Source organism: Pseudomonas sp. MH9.2, from assembly GCF_034353875.1.
Classification (GTDB): Bacteria; Pseudomonadota; Gammaproteobacteria; order Pseudomonadales; family Pseudomonadaceae; genus Aquipseudomonas.
Genome location: NZ_CP133784.1, coordinates 2,999,493 through 3,018,731, shown reverse-complemented (window position 1 = coordinate 3,018,731; position 19,239 = coordinate 2,999,493). Strand labels below are relative to the sequence as shown.

Here is a 19,239-nt window from a genome sequence, read left to right as displayed (position 1 = left end):
GATGGCTTTTGCCCTGTGCCGTACTACGTCGACCAGGCATAGACTTAGACGGCCTCGTTGGACTCGTCCTCGAAGTTACCGAACAACGGCTCATCTTCAACGATTTCAGCTTCTGCAATGACTGCGTAATTCATCAGGCCCGCTGCGATTTCACGCAGAGCCATAACGGTAGGCTTGTCATTTTCCCAAGGCAGTTTCGGTTCTTTACCGCCGGTCGCCAATTGACGGGCACGCTTGGTAGAGAGCATGACCAGCTCAAAGCGATTAACGACGTGGTCTAGGCAGTCTTCAACGGTCACGCGGGCCATGGGTATTCCTCGTAGCAAATGCAGTATGCGCGGTGCCCGGATGGGCGAGCGGACTGAACAGTTTAAAAAAACACCAGCGTTTAGGGAAGCGCTGATTTTTCAGGGGCACCCCAATACGTTGCTTACGCACGTTTAAAATGCCCGAAAGCGGTATTTCAAGCCAGCAGTTGACGAAGCAAATCGCTGAAACGCTGCTGTTGTGGTTTCTGCTTTAACTGGTTGGCGCGGAAGATCGCTTTAAGGTCTTCCAGGGCGGTGGCGAAGTCATCGTTGATCACAATGAAATCGTATTCCACATAATGGCTCATCTCGCTGACGGCTTCACGCATGCGTCCTTCGATGATCTCGTCGCTGTCCTGGCCGCGGTTGGTCAGGCGTTGACGCAACGCTTGCTGGGTCGGTGGCAGGATGAAAATCGAGCGTGCGTCCGGCAGCAATTTGCGGACTTGTTCAGCCCCTTGCCAGTCGATTTCCAGAATCAGGTCATGGCCTTCATCAAGCGTTTGCTGCAGGCGGCTCTGCGAGGTGCCGTACATATTGCCGAAGACTTCGGCCTGTTCGAGAAAATCGCCGTGCTCGATCATCCGCACGAACTCGGCGCGGTCGACAAAGTGATAGTTCACCCCGTCGACTTCGCCCGGACGTATGGCGCGCGTGGTGTGCGAGACCGAGACACGGATCTGCGGCTGGGCGTCGATCAGGGCCTTTACCAAGCTGGTTTTGCCCGCGCCAGAAGGTGCAGAAACGATATAAAGGGTGCCGGTACTGTGGGTCATGTTGGGGTAGCCTTACTCAATATTCTGCACTTGTTCACGCATCTGCTCGATCAACACCTTGAGGTTGACCGCCGCTTGAGTGCTGCGCGGGTCGAAGGCTTTGGAGCCCAATGTATTGGCTTCGCGGTTGAGTTCCTGCATCAGGAAGTCCAGGCGCCGACCTGCTTGTCCGCCCGTCTTGAGGACGCGACGCACCTCGGTAACGTGGGTGCTGAGACGGTCCAGTTCTTCGGCGACGTCACTTTTCTGTGCGAGCAGGACCATTTCCTGTTCCAGGCGCTGAGGATCAAGCTCGGCCTTCATGTCGGCAAAGCGATCCATTACCTTTTGGCGCTGGGTCGCAAGCATCTGCGGCACCAGCGTACGCAGGGTTGCGACTTCTTCGTTTATCGAGACTAGCCGTTCGTCTAGAAGTTTGGCCAGGTCGGCACCTTCACGGCCGCGACCGGCTTTCAGTTCGCTCAACGCCTCGCTGAACAGGGCCAGTGCATCGTTATTGAGCGCCTGCGGATCGCTGGCATCGGCCACCAATACGCCGGGCCAGGCAAGTACTTCCAGCGGATTCAGAGGGGCCGGTTGCTTGATCAGGCTGGCTACTGTCTCTGCTGCGGCGACCAATTGCGCGGCGCGCTCGAGATCAACCTGCAGCGGTTTGCCGGCGGTTTCTTCGGTGAAGCGCAACGTGCATTCCACCTTGCCGCGCGACAAACCCTGACGCAGAGCTTCGCGGACCGCGCCTTCCAGGTCGCGAAAGGACTCCGGCAGGCGCAGGTGCGGCTCAAGATAGCGATGATTGACCGAGCGCAGTTCCCAGCTCAGCGTGCCCTGGGTGCCGGCCCGTTCTACTCGGGCGAAGGCCGTCATGCTGTGCACCATGGGAAATACCTCGTGGGTTCAGTCGGTGAGAAGACTGTCGTGGGCGCAGGACTGCCCGAATAAATGTCACAAATAGCCGACAGGCTTCGAAGGCGCAGGATTGTAGCGCAGTGCGGTGCATGCTCCCAAACTGGCGACGCCATAAGGCGTTACCGAGCGTCGCTCTTGTGCAGGCTGCATGCTGTTGGCAGCCCCGAATCGGCCCGGCAACTTTATTAGAGGTGCCCAGCTAGGGTTGTGGCCTCTATAATGCCCGGCAGTTTTCCGTCTCAGTACAGGTATTCCCAAATGAAACGTCCAAGTGGCCGCGCTGCCGATCAGCTCCGCTCGATCCGCATCACCCGCAACTACACCAAACACGCCGAGGGTTCTGTACTGGTAGAGTTTGGTGACACCAAAGTGATTTGCACGGTCAGCGTCGAGAGCGGCGTGCCGCGCTTCCTTAAAGGTCAGGGCCAAGGCTGGTTGACGGCTGAGTACGGCATGCTGCCGCGCGCCACTGGTGATCGTAACCAGCGTGAAGCGAGCCGTGGCAAGCAAGGCGGGCGTACCCTGGAGATTCAACGTTTGATCGGTCGTTCCCTGCGATCAGCGTTGGACATGTCCAAGCTGGGCGAAGTGACGCTGTATGTCGATTGCGATGTGATCCAGGCCGATGGCGGTACGCGTACCGCGTCCATTACCGGTGCCATGGTTGCGTTGGTCGATGCCTTGAAAGTCATCAAGAAGCGCGGCGGCCTCAAAGGTGGCGATCCACTCAAGCAGATGATTGCTGCGGTGTCGGTGGGTATGTATCAGGGTGAGCCAGTACTTGACCTCGACTACCTGGAAGACTCCGCTGCCGAGACCGATCTCAACGTGGTGATGACCAGTGCTGGCGGCTTTATCGAAGTCCAGGGCACCGCTGAAGGCGCGCCGTTCCAGCCAGAAGAGCTGAACGCGATGCTGGCATTGGCGAACATCGGCATGGCCGAGCTGTTCGAACTGCAGCGAGCTGCGCTGGCCGACTGATCGGCACGGGTATAGATTCAGCCATCACACCTGCTAAGGATAAGCATCATGAGTGACAGCCAGCTTCCGCTACCGACCCCCAGTGCCGAGGTTCGTCAATGGGCGATGCTCTGTCACTTTGCGGCGTTTTTCGGCCTGATCTTCCCTTTCGGCAATCTGCTGGGGCCATTGATTCTCTGGCAGATCAAGAAAGAGACCGATCCTTTCATTGATGCCCAAGGCAAGGAAGCTCTGAATTTTCAGATCACCGTGGCGATTGCCGCAATGATCTGCTTCCTGTTGATGGTCGTGATTATCGGCTTCCCGCTGTTGGTACTGGTCGGCGTCGGCGCGCTGGTGTTGACCATTATCGGCGGGGTCAAGGCCAACGACGGGATTGCCTATCGGTATCCGTTTACCTGGCGCTTGATCAAGTAACGCAAAACCAGCAGCCGCAAAAAAGCCGACACGAAGTCGGCTTTTTTGTGGGCGGCTGGACGTCAGATGGTCAACGTCCAGTCGTAATCCACAATCAATGGAGCGTGCTGCGAGAAGCGTGGCTGACGTGGCAGGCGAGCGCTGCGTACGAAGCGGCGCAGACCCGGGGTCAGCAGTTGATAGTCGAAGCGCCAACCGAGGTTGAGCATTTCGGCTTGTTCGTTATCCGGCCACCAGCTGTACTGATCGCCTTCACGGCTGACTTCACGCAGGGCGTCGACATAGCCCATGGTGCCGACAATCTCGTCCATCCATGCGCGTTCTGGCGCAAGAAAGCCTGGAGATTGCTGGCTGTCACGCCAGTTTTTGATATCTAGCTTCTGTTGCGCGACATACAGCGAGCCGCAATAGATGTATTCACGACGCTTGCGTCGTTGCTTATCCAGGTAGCGCGCGAAATCGTCCATAAGCTTGAACTTCTGGTTCAAGTCTTCGTCGCCGTTCATTCCCGAAGGAAGCAGCAAGGTCGCAATACTGACCTTGTCGAAATCCGCTTGCAGATAGCGCCCGTAACGGTCGGCTGTTTCGAAGCCAAGTCCGCTGATAACAGCCTTTGGTTGCAACCGCGAGTAGAGCGCCACACCGCCTTGGGCAGGGACTTCAGCATCGCAGGCATAAAGGAAGTAGCCATCCAGTTGGAAGGCTGGGTCGTCCAGTTCAAAGGCAGAGGCGCGGGTGTCCTGTAGGCAGATGACGTCAGCATTCTGGGCTTGTAGCCAACTGAGCAAACCACGCTCGACTGCAGCCTGAATGCCATTTACGTTCACACTGATGATCCGCATAAATGGCCCCAAAAATCACGTGCGTGTATGATACCCGAGCTCTACCTAATTAGCTAAATCCGTGGTATTTGGGGCTTTTTTCATGCAGGCATATCAGCGCGACTTCATTCGTTTTGCCATCGATCGCGGTGTTTTGCGCTTCGGTGAGTTCACTTTGAAGTCTGGACGGACCAGTCCATATTTCTTCAATGCCGGCCTGTTCAACAGCGGTTCTGCCCTGGCTCAGCTCGGTCGTTTCTACGCCCAGGCGGTGGTTGAGAGCGGCATTTCTTTCGATGTTCTGTTCGGCCCGGCCTACAAGGGCATTCCCCTGGCGGCCACGACGGCCGTGGCCTTGGCTGAACATCATCAGCTGGATCTGCCATGGTGCTTCAATCGCAAGGAAGCCAAGGCTCACGGCGAAGGCGGAAGCCTGGTCGGCGCGCCATTGCAAGGCAACGTGTTGATCATCGACGATGTGATCACTGCCGGTACGGCCATTCGTGAGGTCATGCAGATCATCAAGGACCAGGGCGCGACAGCGGCCGGTGTGTTGATCGCGCTGAATCGTCAGGAACGCGGCAATGGTGAGCTGTCGGCGATTCAGGAGGTCGAACGTGACTTCGGTATCCCGGTGATCAGCATCGTGTCCTTGAATCAGGTGCTGCAATTTTTGGCCGATGACCCACAACTCAAGCAATATTTGCCTGCGGTCGAGGCTTATCGGACGCAGTACGGAATTTGAGGATGCTGCATTTATGCTCAAGCTGAACACCGCGGGGCTGCTATTGGCGTTGAATGTGATGGCTGTACAGGCTGCTGATAAAACGCCTGTGTTGCTCTATCGCTACGTCGACAACAAGGGTGGGATCGTTCTCGACCGTCAAGGCGTGCCGCCGGAGTATGTCGGCAAAGGTTACCAGGTGCTCAATGAGCGAGGCCGAGTGATACAGGTCGTGCCGCCAGCCCCCACGGCAGAGGAAATCCAGCGTCAGCAGACCGACAAGGCCAAGGCCGACGCCAATGCTCAACTGCTGCATTTGTACAGCAGCGTGAGCGATGTCGACAGTGCCAAGACCCGCAAGCTCGCCGAGCTGGATGCCTTGATTGCCGTGGCACAGGGCAATCTGCAAGGCTTGATCTCTCAGCAGAGCACTCTTCAGGGGCAGGCTGCGGCCCAGGAACGTGCCGGTCGTGCCGTACCGCAGCCGTTACTCGATCAGATGAACAGCCTGCGTGACGACCAGCAAAGCCTCAAGGCTGAAGTCGAGCGTTATCAGGGTTCGCGCAAACAGGCTGAGGCCGATTTTGCGGTTGATCGAGTGCGGGTTCAGCAGTTACAGCATTGATAGGCTCTGAAAAAAAAGGCCCCGTCCGGTGTGAACCGGACGGGGCCTTTCAGTTGTGCGTGACGTATCGATCAATCAATGCCGCTTGCGATTGGTGATCTGGGTGCCGACGCCGCTGTCGGTGAAGATCTCCAGCAGCACGGCATTGGGCACGCGCCCGTCGATGATGTGCGAGCTGTTGACTCCGCCCTGAACCGCTTCCAGTGCGCACCGGATCTTGGGCAGCATGCCGCCGTAGATGGTGCCGTCGGCGATCAGGCCATCGACTTGTTCGGTGGTCAGTCCGGTCAGGACTTCGCCTTGTTTATTCATCAAGCCGGCGATGTTGGTCAGCAAAATCAGTTTTTCGGCCTTGAGGGCCTCGGCGACTTTGCCTGCAACCAGGTCGGCGTTGATGTTGTACGACTCACCGTTAGGGCCAACGCCGATGGGCGCGATCACCGGAATAAAGTCGCCTTTGACCAGCATGTTCAGCAGGTCGGTGTTAACCCCGACCACTTCACCGACCTGGCCGATATCAATGATTTCCGGCTTGGTCATGTCTGGCGTCTGCCGGGTGACCGTGAGCTTTCGCGCGCGAATCAGTTCAGCGTCTTTGCCGGTCAAGCCAATGGCGCTGCCGCCGTGGCGGTTGATCAGGTTGACGATGTCCTTGTTGACCTGGCCGCCCAGGACCATTTCCACCACGTCCATGGTTTGTGCGTCAGTGACGCGCATGCCGTCGATGAAGTGGCTTTCGATGGACAGGCGCTTGAGCAGGTCGCCGATTTGCGGGCCCCCGCCGTGAACCACTACCGGGTTGATACCGACGGCTTTCATCAGCACGATATCGCGCGCAAAGCCGGTTTTCAGCTCCTCGCTCTCCATAGCGTTGCCGCCGTATTTGATCACCAGCGTCTTGCCGACAAATCGGCGAATGTAAGGCAGCGCTTCGGACAAAACTTTGGCTACATTAGCAGCGGCATCGTGTTCGAGGGTCATTCAGGGCTCCAGTGAAAACAAGGGTTCATTCAAAACGGTAATTTGAGGTCGGGCGCAACGTTCTTGAGCTGGGCGTGGAACACGTCCTTGATGCGCTGCAATTCGGCTTCAGTATCGGCCTCGAAGCGTAATACCAAGACCGGCGTGGTGTTGGATGCACGCACCAGACCCCAGCCTTTGGGGTAGTCCACTCGCACACCATCAATGCTGGTCAACTGTGCGTCGCCCCATTGGGCATCGCGTTGCAGCGCTTCAATGATGCTGAACTTGGTCACGTCCGTCACATCGATATTGATTTCCGGTGTGGAAATATCATTCGGGAAGGTCGCGAAGACTTCTTCAGCGGTGCCTTTCTCCTGGCTGAGGATTTCCAGCAGGCGTGCCGCGCTGTAGATGCCGTCGTCGAAACCGAACCAGCGTTCCTTGAAGAAGATGTGCCCGCTCATTTCGCCTGCCAGCAGCGCACCGCTTTCGCGCATCTTCTTTTTGATCAGCGAGTGACCGGTCTTCCACATCACCGGACGACCGCCGTATTCGCGGATCAACGGGGTCAGGCGGCGGGTGCATTTGACGTCGAAAATGATATCGGCACCGGGATTGCGTGACACTACATCTTTGGCGAACAGCATCAACAAGCGATCCGGGAACACGATGTTGCCGGTGTTGGTGACGACGCCTACGCGGTCACCGTCACCGTCGAAGGCCAGGCCCAGGTCGGCACCGGTTTCCTTGACCTTGGCGATCAGGTCAACGAGGTTTTCCGGTTTGCCTGGATCAGGGTGGTGGTTCGGGAAGTTGCCGTCGACGTCGCAGAACAGCGGGATGATTTCGCAGTTCAGGGCTTCAAGCAGTTGCGGAGCGATGACGCCCGCCGCGCCGTTGCCACAGTCGACCACGACCTTCATGCGTCGGGCGAGGACAACGTCTTCGGTGATTTGCTTGAAGTAGCGATCAAGAATGTCGACTTTCTCGATGCTGCCTTTGCCGGTGGTCAGATCGTTGGTTTTCAGGCGCGTGTGCAAAGCCTGGATCTGTTCATTGGCCAGGGTGTCGCCAGCAATGACGATCTTGAAGCCGTTGTAGTCTCGCGGGTTGTGGCTGCCGGTCAGCATCACACCGGTTTTACCGGCAAGCACGTTGGCGGCGTAATAGAGCGCAGGGGTCGGTACCAGGCCGACATCGCTGACGTGGCAGCCGCTGTCGTGCAGGCCCTGAATCAGTTGCTGTACCAGTTCCGGGCCGGACAGGCGGCCATCGCGGCCTACGGAGACGTTAGGTTCATTCTTGGCCAGACTCTCGGAGCCGATGGCGCGACCAATCCAGTAAGCCGTTTCTGCGAAGAGGGTGTCACCGACGACGCCACGAATATCGTAGGCGCGGAAGATGGTGTCAGGAAATTTAGGTGCCACCAATGCTGTACTGCTCATAACTGGGGGGTGCTCCAATCTCAGGAAGTCCTGGTTTTCGTCGAGGAAGTCGATATCGAGAATGTCGGTATCTTGAAACAGCGGATCGACCCACTCAGTACGCGGGGCATTGGGCTGAGTCGACGCTGGGGCACTGCTTGTCGCTAAGTCGTTATTGAAGCGGTTCTTGTCTTGGACCGTGGTCGATGGCGCATTACGCACCGAAAATCTGGCCAGGCTCTGGGCCAACCCATTCAGGGCTGGCAGGCTTAATCCGAAAGCTTTGACGGCTTTTCCGCCTGAGAGTTCTTGAAGCAGTTGGTCCAGCTGTCGGGCGTCTGCCGAAATGCGCCGCTGCAAGGCGCTGTCGTTGAGGTACAGCCCAAGCACAACACCGGCCAGCGCAACCAGCGCCGCCAGCGCCAGAAACAGCCAGGGCACTGATGAATCGAGCGCCGGGCCCGGCGTGAAGTCGAGTTTCCAGTTGGGTTGGCCGGTGTCGAACGCCTGTGACGAACCTGCTGCAGGCTGACCGCGTTGCAGCAGAACTTGCCCGGGACTGGCGCCGAACTGTTGGGTTACCTGGACCTGACCAATATCAGTGAGCAAAACCGGCAGCGCGCTCAGCACCCGTTGCAGGTCGAACGCCAGCAACAGCGTGCCGGTGATCGGTGCGCCCGGGCTCGCCCGCAGCGGCGCAACGCTATAGACCAGCCAGCGCTCGCCGACTTTGCGCGCTTCGGGGGAGGGCGTCTGGCCGAGTGCGGCTTTGTTGAGCATGTCCAGGGTGGAAAAATTCACCGGCACGGGAGCTTGTGCATCCACGTCGGTCCGGCCGAGAGGGTTGAGCCGTGCGCCCACCACGCTGTCGTGATAGCGCAGCTGATTTTCAGCCTGGCTGATCGAGGTCGGGTCTTTGCTTTGCAGTGCTTGAGCAAGTGCGCCGTCGAGCGCGGCGGTTTGCGTCTCGGCGTTCAGTTGTTTGAGTGCCAGGCCCAAGGCGCTGGCCTGGCTAGAACCCCAAGCCTGGCTGAGCCGGGTTTGCTGGTGCGGCTGGCTGAATAACGCCAGCCACAACAACACGCTGGCCGTGAGTAGCCCTGCGACAGCCGAAACAAGGCCGGGCGAAAGAATGGGCTGACGGGCAGCCGATGACGGACTGTCGGGGGGTTGCGAGTGGTTGCTTGCTGTGGCGGTGCGCTTAAAGCCTTTCACATCACCTCTCCCCGGTATTCATCCTGAATCGCAAAGGGTCTTTCCTGAGCCGTTTGGTGCCCGTTAGGGCCCAAACGGCCGGGTCAGGGTTCAAGTGGCCATTTTAGACGGTGTTTCAGTGGCTGCCTGAGTGACCAAAACCGCCAGCACCACGCTGGCTTTCGTCGAACTCTTCGACCAACTCGAAGTGCGCTTGTACGACCGGCACCAGCACCAGTTGAGCAAGGCGTTCGCCGATTGAGATTTTGAAGGCGGTCTGGCCGCGATTCCAACAGGACACCATCAACTCGCCCTGGTAATCGGAGTCGATCAAACCGACCAGATTGCCCAACACGATGCCGTGTTTATGGCCAAGGCCCGAACGCGGCAGAATCAACGCGGCGAGGCCGGGATCGCCAATGTAAATCGACAGCCCTGTGGGGATCAGCAGGGTCTGGCCCGGTTCGATGATCGTGTCTTCTTGCAGCATCGCGCGCAGGTCGAGACCGGCGGAGCCCTCGGTGGCGTAGGCCGGAAGAGGGAAGTCGCTACCAATGCGGGGGTCGAGGATCTTGGCTTGTAAAGCATGCATGCGTGATTAAACCTGGTTCAGACGGTCGGCGATAAAAGTGATCAGCTGGCGGGCAATCTTGCCTTTGCTGGTCTGGGCAAAAAAAGTTTCGTGCAGTGCCCGGTCAATCACGCTGCACGCATTCTCTTCGCTATTGAAACCGATGCTGGGGTTAGCCACATCGTTGGCGACGATCAGGTCCAGGTTCTTGTCCTTGAGCTTGCGTGCAGCATAGTCGAGCAGATGTTCGGTTTCGGCAGCGAAGCCGACACTGAATGGACGGTCCGGGCGGCCAGCAATGGTGGCAAGAATGTCCGGGTTGCGGACCATCTGCAACAGCAGGCCGTCACCGTTGCTGGGGTCTTTCTTGAGCTTGTGCGGTGCGACCACTTCGGGACGGTAATCGGCCACCGCTGCGGAGGCGATAAACAGATCGCAGGGGATCGCGGCTTCGCAGGCGGCGAGCATGTCGCGCGCACTGACCACGTCGATCCGGGTGACGCGGTCCGGGGTTGGCAGATTGACCGGGCCGGTGATCAAGGTCACCCGGGCGCCAGCTTCAACCGCCGCTTCGGCCAAGGCAAACCCCATTTTTCCCGAGCTGTGGTTGGTGATGTAGCGTACCGGGTCGATGTTTTCCTGGGTCGGGCCGGCGGTGATCAGGACGTGCCTGCCGGTCAGCGACTCGCGCCGGAAACAATCGGCGGCACGTTGCACCAGTTCGTCCGCTTCGAGCATGCGGCCAAAGCCGACATCACCGCAGGCCTGGCTGCCCGATGCAGGACCGAACATGCGCATGCCGCGCTCTTCGAGCAGGTGGGTGTTGGCCTGCGTCGCTGGATCGCGCCACATCGCCTGGTTCATGGCTGGCGCAATCGCTACAGAGGCGTCAGTGGCCAGCACGACGGTGGTCAACAGGTCATTGGCGATGCCTTGGGCCAGGCGCGCGATCAGGTCGGCGGTGGCCGGGGCGATCAGCACCAGGTCGGCCCACTTGGCCAGCTCGATATGGCCCATGGCCGCTTCTGCTGCCGGGTCGAGCAAATCCATGTGCACCGGATTACCGGACAAGGCTTGCATGGTCAGAGGCGTGATGAACTCACTGCCGCCGCGGGTCATGACAACACGCACTTCTGCGCCCTGATCGCGTAACCGACGGACCAGCTCGGCGCTCTTGTAGGCGGCGATGCCGCCGCCGACGCCGAGAACAATGCGTTTTCGATACAGCCGCTGCATAGGCGTGCCTTTTAGTCGAGTGAACGCGACGGCGATGACGCCTCCCCAGGCCAGATCGCCGCGCAAAAAAGATGGGCTAAGATAGCACAGCGACCGCACGGGAACAGCGGTCCCCACACACATGGAGGTGCTATGAGTATTCGTGATTGGCCTGCGGCCGAGCGTCCGCGGGAGAAGCTTCTTGAGCAGGGGGCGGCGAGCCTTTCCGATGCCGAACTGTTGGCGATTTTTTTGCGCACGGGTGTTACCGGAAAAAGCGCCGTGGACCTTGCGCGACATTTGCTGAAGCAATTCGGCAGCCTCAGATCGTTGCTGGAGGCTGACCTGCAAACCTTCTGTCTGGAGTTGGGGCTGGGCCCCGCAAAGTTCGCGCAGTTGCAGGCGGTGATGGAGATGTCTCGTCGGCATATGGCCGAACGTTTGAAGCGCGATTCAAGCCTGGAGAACCCGCAAGGGGTGCGCGATTACCTCAAGGCGCAGCTCAGGCACGAGCCGCACGAGGTTTTCGCCTGCCTGTTTCTGGACACCAAGCATCGGGTGTTGGCGTTCGAGGCGTTGTTTCGAGGGTCGATCAGCTGCGCCGAGGTCCATCCCCGGCAAGTGGTCAAGCGCGCCCTGGCGCACAATGCGGCGGCGTTGATCCTGTGCCACAACCATCCGTCCGGCGTGCCCGACCCCAGCGAGGATGACTGCAAGCTGACCCACCTGCTCAAGGACGCTCTGGACATGATCGACGTGAAGGTGCTCGATCACTTCATCATCGGTGATGGCGACCCGTTGTCGATGGTGGAAGCCGGCTTGATGTGAGAAGCACAGGCCGCGCACGGTGGGTGCGCGGCCTGTTGGTCGTACGAAAAGTGTACAGCGCGCTATTTTCGTTCTGTATCTACTTCAATGTGACGTGGGAAAAGTCCTGGCGACCGAATGGACTCACCTGATAACCCTGTACGTCTTTGCGCGTCAGTGCGGCAGCGGTGGGGTGTGCCAGCGGCAGCCACAAGGCCTGTTGCTGGATTTGCGTCTGAGCCTTGAGGTACAAGGCGCTGCGCTCGGCTTGATCGCTGGTGGCTTTGCCTGCGCTGATCAGTTTGTCCAGGCCCTGGTCGCAATAACGGGCGAAGTTGGTTCCTGAGGTCACGGCGGCGCAGGAGAACTGCGGTGTCAGGAAGTTATCCGGATCGCCGTTATCGCCTGCCCAGCCCATGAACAGCAGGTCATGCTCGCCAGCCTTGGCGCGACGAATCAACTCGCCCCACTCGATGATCTTGATCTCGGCTTTGATCCCGACTGCAGCCAGGTCTGCCTGCAACAATTGCGCGCCGAGACTTGGGTTAGGGTTGAGCAAACTGCCGGATGGGCGAGTCCAGATCGTTGTTTTGAAGCCATCCTTGATACCGGCTTTGGCCAGCAACTCACGGGCTTTGGCCTGATTATGCTGATAGCCGGGAAGGTCTTTGGCGTAGCTCCAGGTGTTGGGCGGATAAACCCCGGTCGCGTTTTCAGCGGTGTTTTCGAATACCGCTTTGAGGTAGCTGTTTTTATCGAAAGCGAGGTTGATCGCCTGGCGAACTTCAGGCTTGTCCAGCGGCGGGTGCTGGCTGTTGATCGCGACAAAAGCGGTCATGAACGCTGCGGCTTTTTCGATTTTCAGCTGTGGGTCTTTGCTGGCAGCCTGAATATCCAGAGGTTTGGGTGAAAGGGCGATCTGGCACTCGTTCTGGCGGATTTTCTGCAGTCGCACGTTGGCGTCCGGCGTGATCGCATACACCAGCGCGTCAACGGCAGGCTTGCCGCTGAAGTAGTCCGGGTTGGCGACATAACGCACCACAGCGTCCTTTTGGAAGCGCTTGAAGACGAATGGGCCGGTACCGATGGGTTGGCTGTTGAGCTTTTCCGGGGTGCCCGCCTTCAGTAGCTGCGCGGTGTATTCGGCGGAATAGATCGACGCAAAGCCCATGCTCAGCGTTGCCAGGAAGGTCGAATCCGGGTGGTTGAGGGTAAAGCGGACGGTGAGAGCGTCAGGTGCTTCTATATTCTTGATCAGTGTGGGTAACTGCATCGATTGTGCATGCGGAAAGCCGCTTTGGGCGACCTTATGCCACGGGTTGGCCGGGTCGAGCATGCGCTGGAAGCTGAATTGCACGTCTTCTGCGGTCAGGTCACGGGTCGGATTGAAGTAATCGGTGTGGTGAAACTTCACCCCGGCGCGTAGTTTGAAGTCGTAGGTCAGGCCATCCGCCGAGACACTCCAGCTTTCCGCCAGACTGGGCAGCAGTTTGCCGCTCTGCGCATCGAACTCCACCAAACGGTTCATGAGCACGTCGGCGGAGGCGTTGGTCGTCGTCAGCGAGTTGTACTGCACGACATCAAACCCTTCGGGGCTGGCTTCGGTGCAGACGCTGAGGGTGGTCGCAGCCTGAGCCGGCAATGTGCTGAAAAAGGGCGCGAGCAGGAGCGAAAGGGCTGCGAAACGCGTAAAACGCATGGCGATATTCCTGTCAGAGAGGGCCCCATCTGCGGGCGCAGTCTGGTGAGAGACTTACCCTAGACTATGCATCGGCGCAGGACAATCCGTCTGGTGCGACGAGCGGTATATTTCTTGCCGCGCCCGCACGGGTTGAGCCTGAAGGCAAAACACGGTCTGCCAAAACAAGGTAATGTGCATGCGCTGTTGTTGCACCTTGGTGTTTCTGGTATAAAGCAGCGCTCTTTTCTAGGGGCCCGGTTCCTTCGTTTGTAGGTGTGGCCGGTAAGACCCCTAAAGAAACGCGGCGCCTGGCGCCAAATGACTGAGAGATTAAGCGGCCAACCCATGCCGGGTTGGGCATGTGGTTTTAGAGGGCTGAGGCATGTCGAGAGTATGTCAAGTTACCGGTAAGGGTCCGGTAACCGGGAATAACATTTCCCACGCAAACAACAAAACCCGTCGTCGTTTCCTGCCGAACCTGCAGCATCACCGCTTCTGGGTCGAGTCCGAGAATCGTTTTGTGCGTCTGCGCGTATCTGCCAAAGGCATGCGTATCATCGACAAGCGTGGCATTGATGTCATTCTTCTCGAAATTCGCGCCAATGGCGCTAAGGTCTAAGGGAGATAGTCATGCGTGAATTGATCCGTTTGGTGTCGAGCGCTAACACAGGCCATTTCTACACCACCGATAAGAACAAACGCACCACTCCGGACAAAATCGAAATTAAAAAATTCGATCCGGTTGCTCGTAAGCACGTGATCTACAAAGAAGCCAAAATCAAGTAATTGATTTCGCTTCTTACAAAAAAACCCGCCTGAGAAGGCGGGTTTTTTTGTGCCTGAATTTCAGTGAAGGCAGCTGTTGCTCAGGCCTTTTGTTCGAACACCACATACACCTTGCGACAGGCTTCCAGCACTTCCCAGGTGCCTTTGAAGCCCGCAGGAATCACAAAGCGATCACCGGCACGCAGGGTTTTGGCGTTGCCATCCTCGTCGCGTAGCACCGATACGCCCTGCACGATTTCGCAATACTCATGTTCGGTGTAATTCACCGTCCATTGACCGATTGCACCTTCCCAAACGCCGGCGCTGAGTTGGCCGCAGGGGCTGTTGTAATGGTTGTAGACGGTTTGCTCCGGGTTGCCCTTGAGGATTTTTTCTGGCGCGGGCACGTAGCGTTCTGGCGTGGTGTTGGCCTGGCTGAAGTCGACAATATTTTCGATGTTCATCGTGATTCGCTCCCCGCTAACGCGTTTCATGTTGAATAAAATGAACAACAAAACGCCGTTTGGCCTGAAGTGTCAAATATATTGGAAATTTCCCAGTCACTTGGTTTAGGGTGGGGTTTGCCCTTGGCTGATGCCATCCGTATTCAAAAAACAACAGGAGGACACTCGTATGACCACCCTGACTCGTGCTGACTGGGAACAGCGTGCCAAAGATCTGAAGATCGAAGGCCGTGCTTACATCAACGGTGAATACACCGCTGCGGTTTCTGGCGCCACCTTCGAATGCATCAGCCCTGTCGATGGCCGCGTCCTGGCACAGGTTGCCAGTTGCGAGGCTGCCGATGCCCAGCGTGCTGTCGACAGTGCCCGCGCTACGTTCAACTCTGGCGTGTGGTCACGTCTGGCCCCTGTCAAACGCAAGGCGGCGATGATCCGTTTTGCCGGTCTGTTGAAACAGAACGCTGAAGAATTGGCCCTGCTCGAAACCCTCGACATGGGCAAGCCGATCAGCGACTCGTTGAGCATTGATGTCCCTGGAGCCGCCCAGGCGCTGAGCTGGAGCGGTGAAGCGATCGACAAAATTTACGACGAAGTGGCCGCCACGCCCCATGACCAACTGGGTCTGGTGACGCGCGAACCCATCGGTGTTGTGGCGGCCATCGTGCCGTGGAACTTCCCGCTGATGATGGCCTGCTGGAAACTCGGTCCAGCGCTGTCCACTGGCAACTCGGTCATCCTCAAACCGTCGGAAAAATCTCCGTTGACCGCTATTCGCATCGCCCAACTGGCGGTTGAAGCCGGTATCCCGGCGGGCGTGCTCAACGTTCTGCCTGGCTATGGTCATACCGTCGGCAAGGCGCTGGCCTTGCACATGGATGTCGATACGCTGGTCTTCACCGGCTCGACCAGAACCGCCAAGCAATTGCTGATCTATTCCGGCGAGTCGAACATGAAGCGCATCTGGCTGGAAGCCGGTGGCAAGAGCCCGAATATCGTATTTGCCGACGCACCGGATCTGCAAGCCGCCGCCGAATCGGCTGCTGGCGCTATCGCCTTCAACCAGGGCGAAGTGTGCACTGCGGGTTCGCGTCTGCTGGTCGAACGGTCGATCAAGGACACGTTCCTGCCGCTGGTGATCGAAGCACTCAAGGCCTGGAAGCCAGGTAATCCGCTGGACCCGCAAACCAATGTGGGGGCGGTGGTCGACACCCAGCAGCTGAACACGGTGTTGTCTTACATCGAGTCGGGTCATGCCGATGGCGCCACGTTGGTCGCAGGCGGCAAGCGCACGCTGCAGGAAACGGGCGGCACTTATGTTGAGCCGACGATTTTTGACGGCGTCAGCAATGCGATGAAAATCGCTCAGGAAGAAATTTTCGGCCCAGTGCTGTCGGTGATTGCCTTCGATACCGTGGAAGAAGCTATCCAGATCGCCAACGACACGCCTTATGGCCTGGCGGCGGCTGTGTGGACCGCTAACCTGTCCAAGGCTCATCTGACGGCCAAGGCGCTGCGTGCCGGTAGCGTGTGGATCAACCAGTACGATGGCGGCGACATGACCGCACCGTTTGGCGGGTTCAAGCAGTCGGGCAACGGCCGCGATAAATCGCTGCATGCGTTCGACAAGTACACCGAGCTGAAGGCGACCTGGATCAAGTTGTAATCCGGCTAGGTCGCGAATGAATTCGCTCCTTCAGGGTTTTGATCCACTGTAGGCGCGAATAAACTCGCGCAAGCGGTGTGCAAGACAGCCGAAAAGCAGCCGGGCTCTCCACATCAGGAAGCCCGGCTGTTTTGTTTTGATCGTCGGTACACGTTATCCACAGGAGCGTGGGCAATGCGTTGGGGTACTTATTTCGCTGTTCTGGCCTCGGTCTTGAGTGTCGGATTGGCCTTGGGCGTGAGCATGCCGTTGGTGTCCTTGCGCCTGGAAAGCTGGGGCTACGGTTCTTTTGCCATCGGGGTGATGGCGGCGATGCCGGCGATTGGCGTGCTGGTCGGGGCGAGTTTCGCCAGCCGCCTGGCCGCGCGCTTCGGGACGCCACTGTTGATGCGTCTGTGCTTGTGGGCCGGGGCGTTGTCCATCGGTTTGCTGGCCTTGTTGCCCAACTATTGGGTCTGGGTAGGGTTGCGTCTGTTGATCGGGGTCATCCTGACCATCGTGTTCATTCTTGGCGAAAGCTGGATCAATCAACTGGTGGTCGAGCGTTGGCGCGGCCGGTTGGTGGCGCTGTATGGCAGCAGCTATGCCCTGAGCCAACTGGCCGGCCCCCTGCTGCTGGGCATTATCGGCGCCGAAGCGGATTACGGTTTTTGGGTTGGCGTCGTGCTGCTGCTCTGTTCGCCGCTGTTGCTGCTGGGGCGTACCGGCGCGCCCAGCGCTGAAGCCTGCAACGTGACCTTCAGCGATCTGTTTGGCTTTTGCCGAGGACTGCCAGCGATTGCTTGGGCGGTGGCACTGTTCGCGGCGTTCGAGGCAATGATTCTGACCTTGCTGCCGATCTACTGCCTGCGCCAGGGCTTTACCCCGGAAGTCGCATTATTCATGGTCAGCACGGTGGTGGTCGGTGATGCGCTCCTGCAATTGCCGATTGGTGCGCTGGCTGACAGGGTTTCTCGACGCACGCTGTTTTCGGGCTGTGCGCTGTTACTCATGCTGTCGAGTCTGGCGATTCCGCTGCTGCTTGATACCGTGCTGATCTGGCCAGTGTGGGTGTTGTTCGGTGCCAGCGCCGGAGGGTTGTTCACCTTGTCGTTGATTCTGATCGGCGAGCGTTATCGCGATGATTCACTGGTTCGTGCCAACGCACACATCGCTCAGCTGTGGGGGATCGGCTGCTTGCTCGGGCCACTGGCGGCAGGCGCGGGCAGCCAATGGGTCAGTGGGCATGCCCTGCCATTGCTCATGGCCGCGGGTTCCTTCGGTCTGGTGATTTTGTCCCTGCGCCGTGGTGCGTTCGGGGCGCAGCCGGTCGTGGCTTAGAGCCCTTTTTTCCCTAGCCCCGCATGGCGGGGCAAACGTCAGTGGGTGGCCGGTTCCGTCTCGGCCAGCAGGCGGGTGATGGTCGAGCCTACTTTGCGCACGGCGTCCTCGATCTGCGCCGTCGGTTTGGCGGCGTAGTTCATCCGCAGGCAATTGCGGTACTTGCCGGACGCCGAGAAAATGCTGCCCACGGCGATCTGTACGCCTTGGTCGAGCAACGCGCGATTCAGGCGCAAGGTGTCGAAATCCTCAACCAGCTCAACCCACAGCATAAAACCGCCTTGGGGCCGACTGACACGGGTGCCTGCCGGAAAGTAGCGCATGACCCAATCGGTCATCTGGTCGCGACCGCGCTGATACTGCCCGCGCATCCGCCGCAAATGCGGCTCGTAGTGCCCAGATTCTAGAAATTCGGCAATCGCCAGTTGCGGTTGAGTGGCGGTCGAGCCGGTGCTGATGTATTTCATGTGCAGCACCCGCTCCAGATAGCGCCCCGGCGCGACCCAACCAATGCGCAGTCCTGGCGCCAGGGTTTTCGAGAACGAGCTGCACAGGAGGACGCGACCGTCTTCGTCGAAGGATTTGATCGTTCGCGGTCGGGGATAGTTGTAGGCCAGATCGCCATACACATCGTCTTCGATGATCGCCACATCAAAGCGTTGAGCGAGGCTCAGCAGGGCCCGCTTGCGCGCCTCGGGCATGATGTAGCCCAGCGGGTTGTTGCAGTTGGGGGTCAGTTGAATGGCTTTGATCGGCCACTGTTCCAGCGCCAGTTCCAGCGCATCGAGGCTGATGCCGGTAATGGGGTCGGTGGGGATTTCCAGGGCCTTCATCCCCAGGCCCTTGAGGGTCTGCATGGCGCCGTGAAAGCTTGGCGAGTCCACCGCCACGATGTCGCCCGGCTCGCAAACGGCGCGGATGCTGGTGGACAACGCTTCATGGCAGCCGGTGGTGATCACCAGATCGTTGGCCGAGAGCTGACACCCAGAATCCAGCAGCAGGCGCGCGACCTGATCGCGCAGGCTTTGGGTGCCGTAGATGTTGTCGTAATACAGCCCTGGCATGTCCTGGCGCCGACTGATCTTGGCCAGCGCGCGCAGCAGGGGTTTCAGGGTCGGGCTGCTGACGTCTGGCATGCCGCGCCCGAGCTGGATCACATTGGCATTGGGCACACTGCGGATCAGCTCGAGGACTTGTTCCCATTGGGAAATTTCGACGGGCCGTTGCGCCGGTCGTCCCACCACCGGCAAGGCGGGGATCGTACGTCCGGACGGGACGAAATAACCTGATTTAGGTTTCGGCGATGCCAGCCCGTTGTCTTCCAGCAAGCGATACGCCTGTTGCACGGTGCTCAGGCTGACGCCGTGCTCCAGGCTCAGTGCGCGGACCGAGGGCAGCCGGTCTCCAGGGCGATAAAAACCGTTTTCAATGCGAGTGCCGAGCAGGGCGGCAAGATTGACGTAGAGCGTCATGGCGTACTCTCGATGGCGATCGATTCAGTTGACCAGTACAGATGCCGTCAAAATACAGGATTCAGCCTCGCGATGGGGTTGTCTGTATGGAAGTAATAAGGTTTTTTTGAATCTGTAATGGATTTGCCCGGCCCGTCATCAT

General features: G+C 58.6%; 20 protein-coding genes. 9 read left to right on the top strand and 11 right to left on the bottom strand.

Annotation, left to right across the window (positions count from 1 at the left end; translation table 11 throughout):
- Positions 1–44: 44 nt before the first annotated feature.
- The 3 genes from rpoZ to RHM55_RS14230 all read right to left on the bottom strand — a co-directional run bounded on the left by rpoZ (position 45) and on the right by RHM55_RS14230 (position 1,960).
- A complete protein-coding gene (gene rpoZ / locus RHM55_RS14240; protein ID WP_322177006.1) occupies positions 45–308 on the bottom strand; it encodes a DNA-directed RNA polymerase subunit omega in 264 nt (87 codons plus the stop codon).
- 155 nt (positions 309–463) lie between these two features.
- Complete coding sequence (gene gmk, locus RHM55_RS14235) at positions 464–1,084, bottom strand: guanylate kinase (protein WP_322177005.1); 621 nt, start codon at positions 1,082–1,084, stop codon at positions 464–466.
- Between the two features lie 12 nt (positions 1,085–1,096).
- On the bottom strand, positions 1,097–1,960 hold the full coding sequence (locus tag RHM55_RS14230) for a YicC/YloC family endoribonuclease (protein WP_322177004.1): 864 nt from the start codon (positions 1,958–1,960) through the stop codon (positions 1,097–1,099).
- A 288-nt stretch (positions 1,961–2,248) separates the two neighbouring features.
- Here RHM55_RS14230 and rph point away from each other — a divergent pair, with 288 nt between their 5' ends.
- Together rph and RHM55_RS14220 are read left to right on the top strand one after the other, a co-directional pair.
- Complete coding sequence (gene rph, locus RHM55_RS14225) at positions 2,249–2,971, top strand: ribonuclease PH (protein ID WP_322177003.1); 723 nt, start codon at positions 2,249–2,251, stop codon at positions 2,969–2,971.
- Between the two features lie 48 nt (positions 2,972–3,019).
- The gene (locus tag RHM55_RS14220) at positions 3,020–3,388 is read left to right on the top strand and encodes a DUF4870 domain-containing protein (protein WP_322177002.1); all 369 of its coding nucleotides are present in this window, start codon (positions 3,020–3,022) and stop codon (positions 3,386–3,388) included.
- Between the two features lie 62 nt (positions 3,389–3,450).
- On the opposite strand, the gene RHM55_RS14215 is transcribed toward RHM55_RS14220, so the two are convergent.
- Positions 3,451–4,230 (bottom strand): exodeoxyribonuclease III, encoded by a 780-nt coding sequence (locus RHM55_RS14215; RefSeq protein ID WP_322177001.1) that lies wholly within the window; start codon positions 4,228–4,230, stop codon positions 3,451–3,453.
- Positions 4,231–4,312: 82 nt separating this feature from the next.
- Here RHM55_RS14215 and pyrE point away from each other — a divergent pair, with 82 nt between their 5' ends.
- On the top strand, positions 4,313–4,954 hold the full coding sequence (pyrE, locus tag RHM55_RS14210) for an orotate phosphoribosyltransferase (RefSeq protein WP_322177000.1): 642 nt from the start codon (positions 4,313–4,315) through the stop codon (positions 4,952–4,954).
- 13 nt (positions 4,955–4,967) lie between these two features.
- A complete protein-coding gene (locus RHM55_RS14205) occupies positions 4,968–5,558 on the top strand; it encodes a DUF4124 domain-containing protein (protein ID WP_322176999.1) in 591 nt (196 codons plus the stop codon).
- Between the two features lie 75 nt (positions 5,559–5,633).
- Here the strand turns inward: RHM55_RS14205 and argB are convergent, their stop codons facing one another.
- The 4 genes from argB to coaBC all read right to left on the bottom strand — a co-directional run bounded on the left by argB (position 5,634) and on the right by coaBC (position 10,946).
- Positions 5,634–6,539, bottom strand: coding sequence for an acetylglutamate kinase (gene argB / locus RHM55_RS14200; protein WP_219063054.1), 906 nt, complete (start codon positions 6,537–6,539; stop codon positions 5,634–5,636).
- A 29-nt stretch (positions 6,540–6,568) separates the two neighbouring features.
- Positions 6,569–7,966, bottom strand: a complete 1,398-nt coding sequence (algC, locus tag RHM55_RS14195; protein ID WP_322182942.1) for a phosphomannomutase/phosphoglucomutase — start codon at positions 7,964–7,966, stop codon at positions 6,569–6,571.
- Between the two features lie 1,309 nt (positions 7,967–9,275).
- Complete coding sequence (gene dut, locus RHM55_RS14190) at positions 9,276–9,731, bottom strand: dUTP diphosphatase (protein WP_322176998.1); 456 nt, start codon at positions 9,729–9,731, stop codon at positions 9,276–9,278.
- Between the two features lie 6 nt (positions 9,732–9,737).
- A complete protein-coding gene (gene coaBC, locus RHM55_RS14185) occupies positions 9,738–10,946 on the bottom strand; it encodes a bifunctional phosphopantothenoylcysteine decarboxylase/phosphopantothenate--cysteine ligase CoaBC (protein ID WP_322176997.1) in 1,209 nt (402 codons plus the stop codon).
- Positions 10,947–11,078: 132 nt separating this feature from the next.
- On the opposite strand from coaBC, the gene radC reads away from it, so the two are divergent.
- Entirely contained in the window at positions 11,079–11,753 is a 675-nt protein-coding gene (gene radC, locus RHM55_RS14180; RefSeq protein WP_322176996.1) for a RadC family protein, read from the top strand.
- Between the two features lie 79 nt (positions 11,754–11,832).
- On the opposite strand, the gene RHM55_RS14175 is transcribed toward radC, so the two are convergent.
- Complete coding sequence (locus RHM55_RS14175; RefSeq protein ID WP_322176995.1) at positions 11,833–13,431, bottom strand: ABC transporter substrate-binding protein; 1,599 nt, start codon at positions 13,429–13,431, stop codon at positions 11,833–11,835.
- A 364-nt stretch (positions 13,432–13,795) separates the two neighbouring features.
- On the opposite strand from RHM55_RS14175, the gene rpmB reads away from it, so the two are divergent.
- Both rpmB and rpmG read left to right on the top strand, forming a co-directional pair.
- Positions 13,796–14,032 carry a 50S ribosomal protein L28 gene (rpmB, locus tag RHM55_RS14170; RefSeq protein WP_219063049.1) on the top strand — a complete coding sequence of 79 codons (237 nt, stop codon included), beginning with the start codon at positions 13,796–13,798 and terminating at the stop codon, positions 14,030–14,032.
- Between the two features lie 11 nt (positions 14,033–14,043).
- Positions 14,044–14,199, top strand: coding sequence for a 50S ribosomal protein L33 (rpmG, locus tag RHM55_RS14165; RefSeq protein WP_219063048.1), 156 nt, complete (start codon positions 14,044–14,046; stop codon positions 14,197–14,199).
- A gap of 80 nt (positions 14,200–14,279) precedes the next feature.
- Here rpmG and RHM55_RS14160 read toward each other — a convergent pair whose 3' ends face one another.
- On the bottom strand, positions 14,280–14,642 hold the full coding sequence (locus RHM55_RS14160) for a cupin domain-containing protein (RefSeq protein WP_322176994.1): 363 nt from the start codon (positions 14,640–14,642) through the stop codon (positions 14,280–14,282).
- A 169-nt stretch (positions 14,643–14,811) separates the two neighbouring features.
- On the opposite strand from RHM55_RS14160, the gene RHM55_RS14155 reads away from it, so the two are divergent.
- Positions 14,812–16,305 (top strand): aldehyde dehydrogenase, encoded by a 1,494-nt coding sequence (locus RHM55_RS14155; protein WP_322176993.1) that lies wholly within the window; start codon positions 14,812–14,814, stop codon positions 16,303–16,305.
- 174 nt (positions 16,306–16,479) lie between these two features.
- A complete protein-coding gene (locus tag RHM55_RS14150) occupies positions 16,480–17,625 on the top strand; it encodes an MFS transporter (protein WP_219063045.1) in 1,146 nt (381 codons plus the stop codon).
- A gap of 38 nt (positions 17,626–17,663) precedes the next feature.
- On the opposite strand, the gene RHM55_RS14145 is transcribed toward RHM55_RS14150, so the two are convergent.
- Positions 17,664–19,097 (bottom strand): PLP-dependent aminotransferase family protein, encoded by a 1,434-nt coding sequence (locus RHM55_RS14145; RefSeq protein ID WP_322176992.1) that lies wholly within the window; start codon positions 19,095–19,097, stop codon positions 17,664–17,666.
- Between the last annotated feature and the right edge of the window lie 142 nt (positions 19,098–19,239).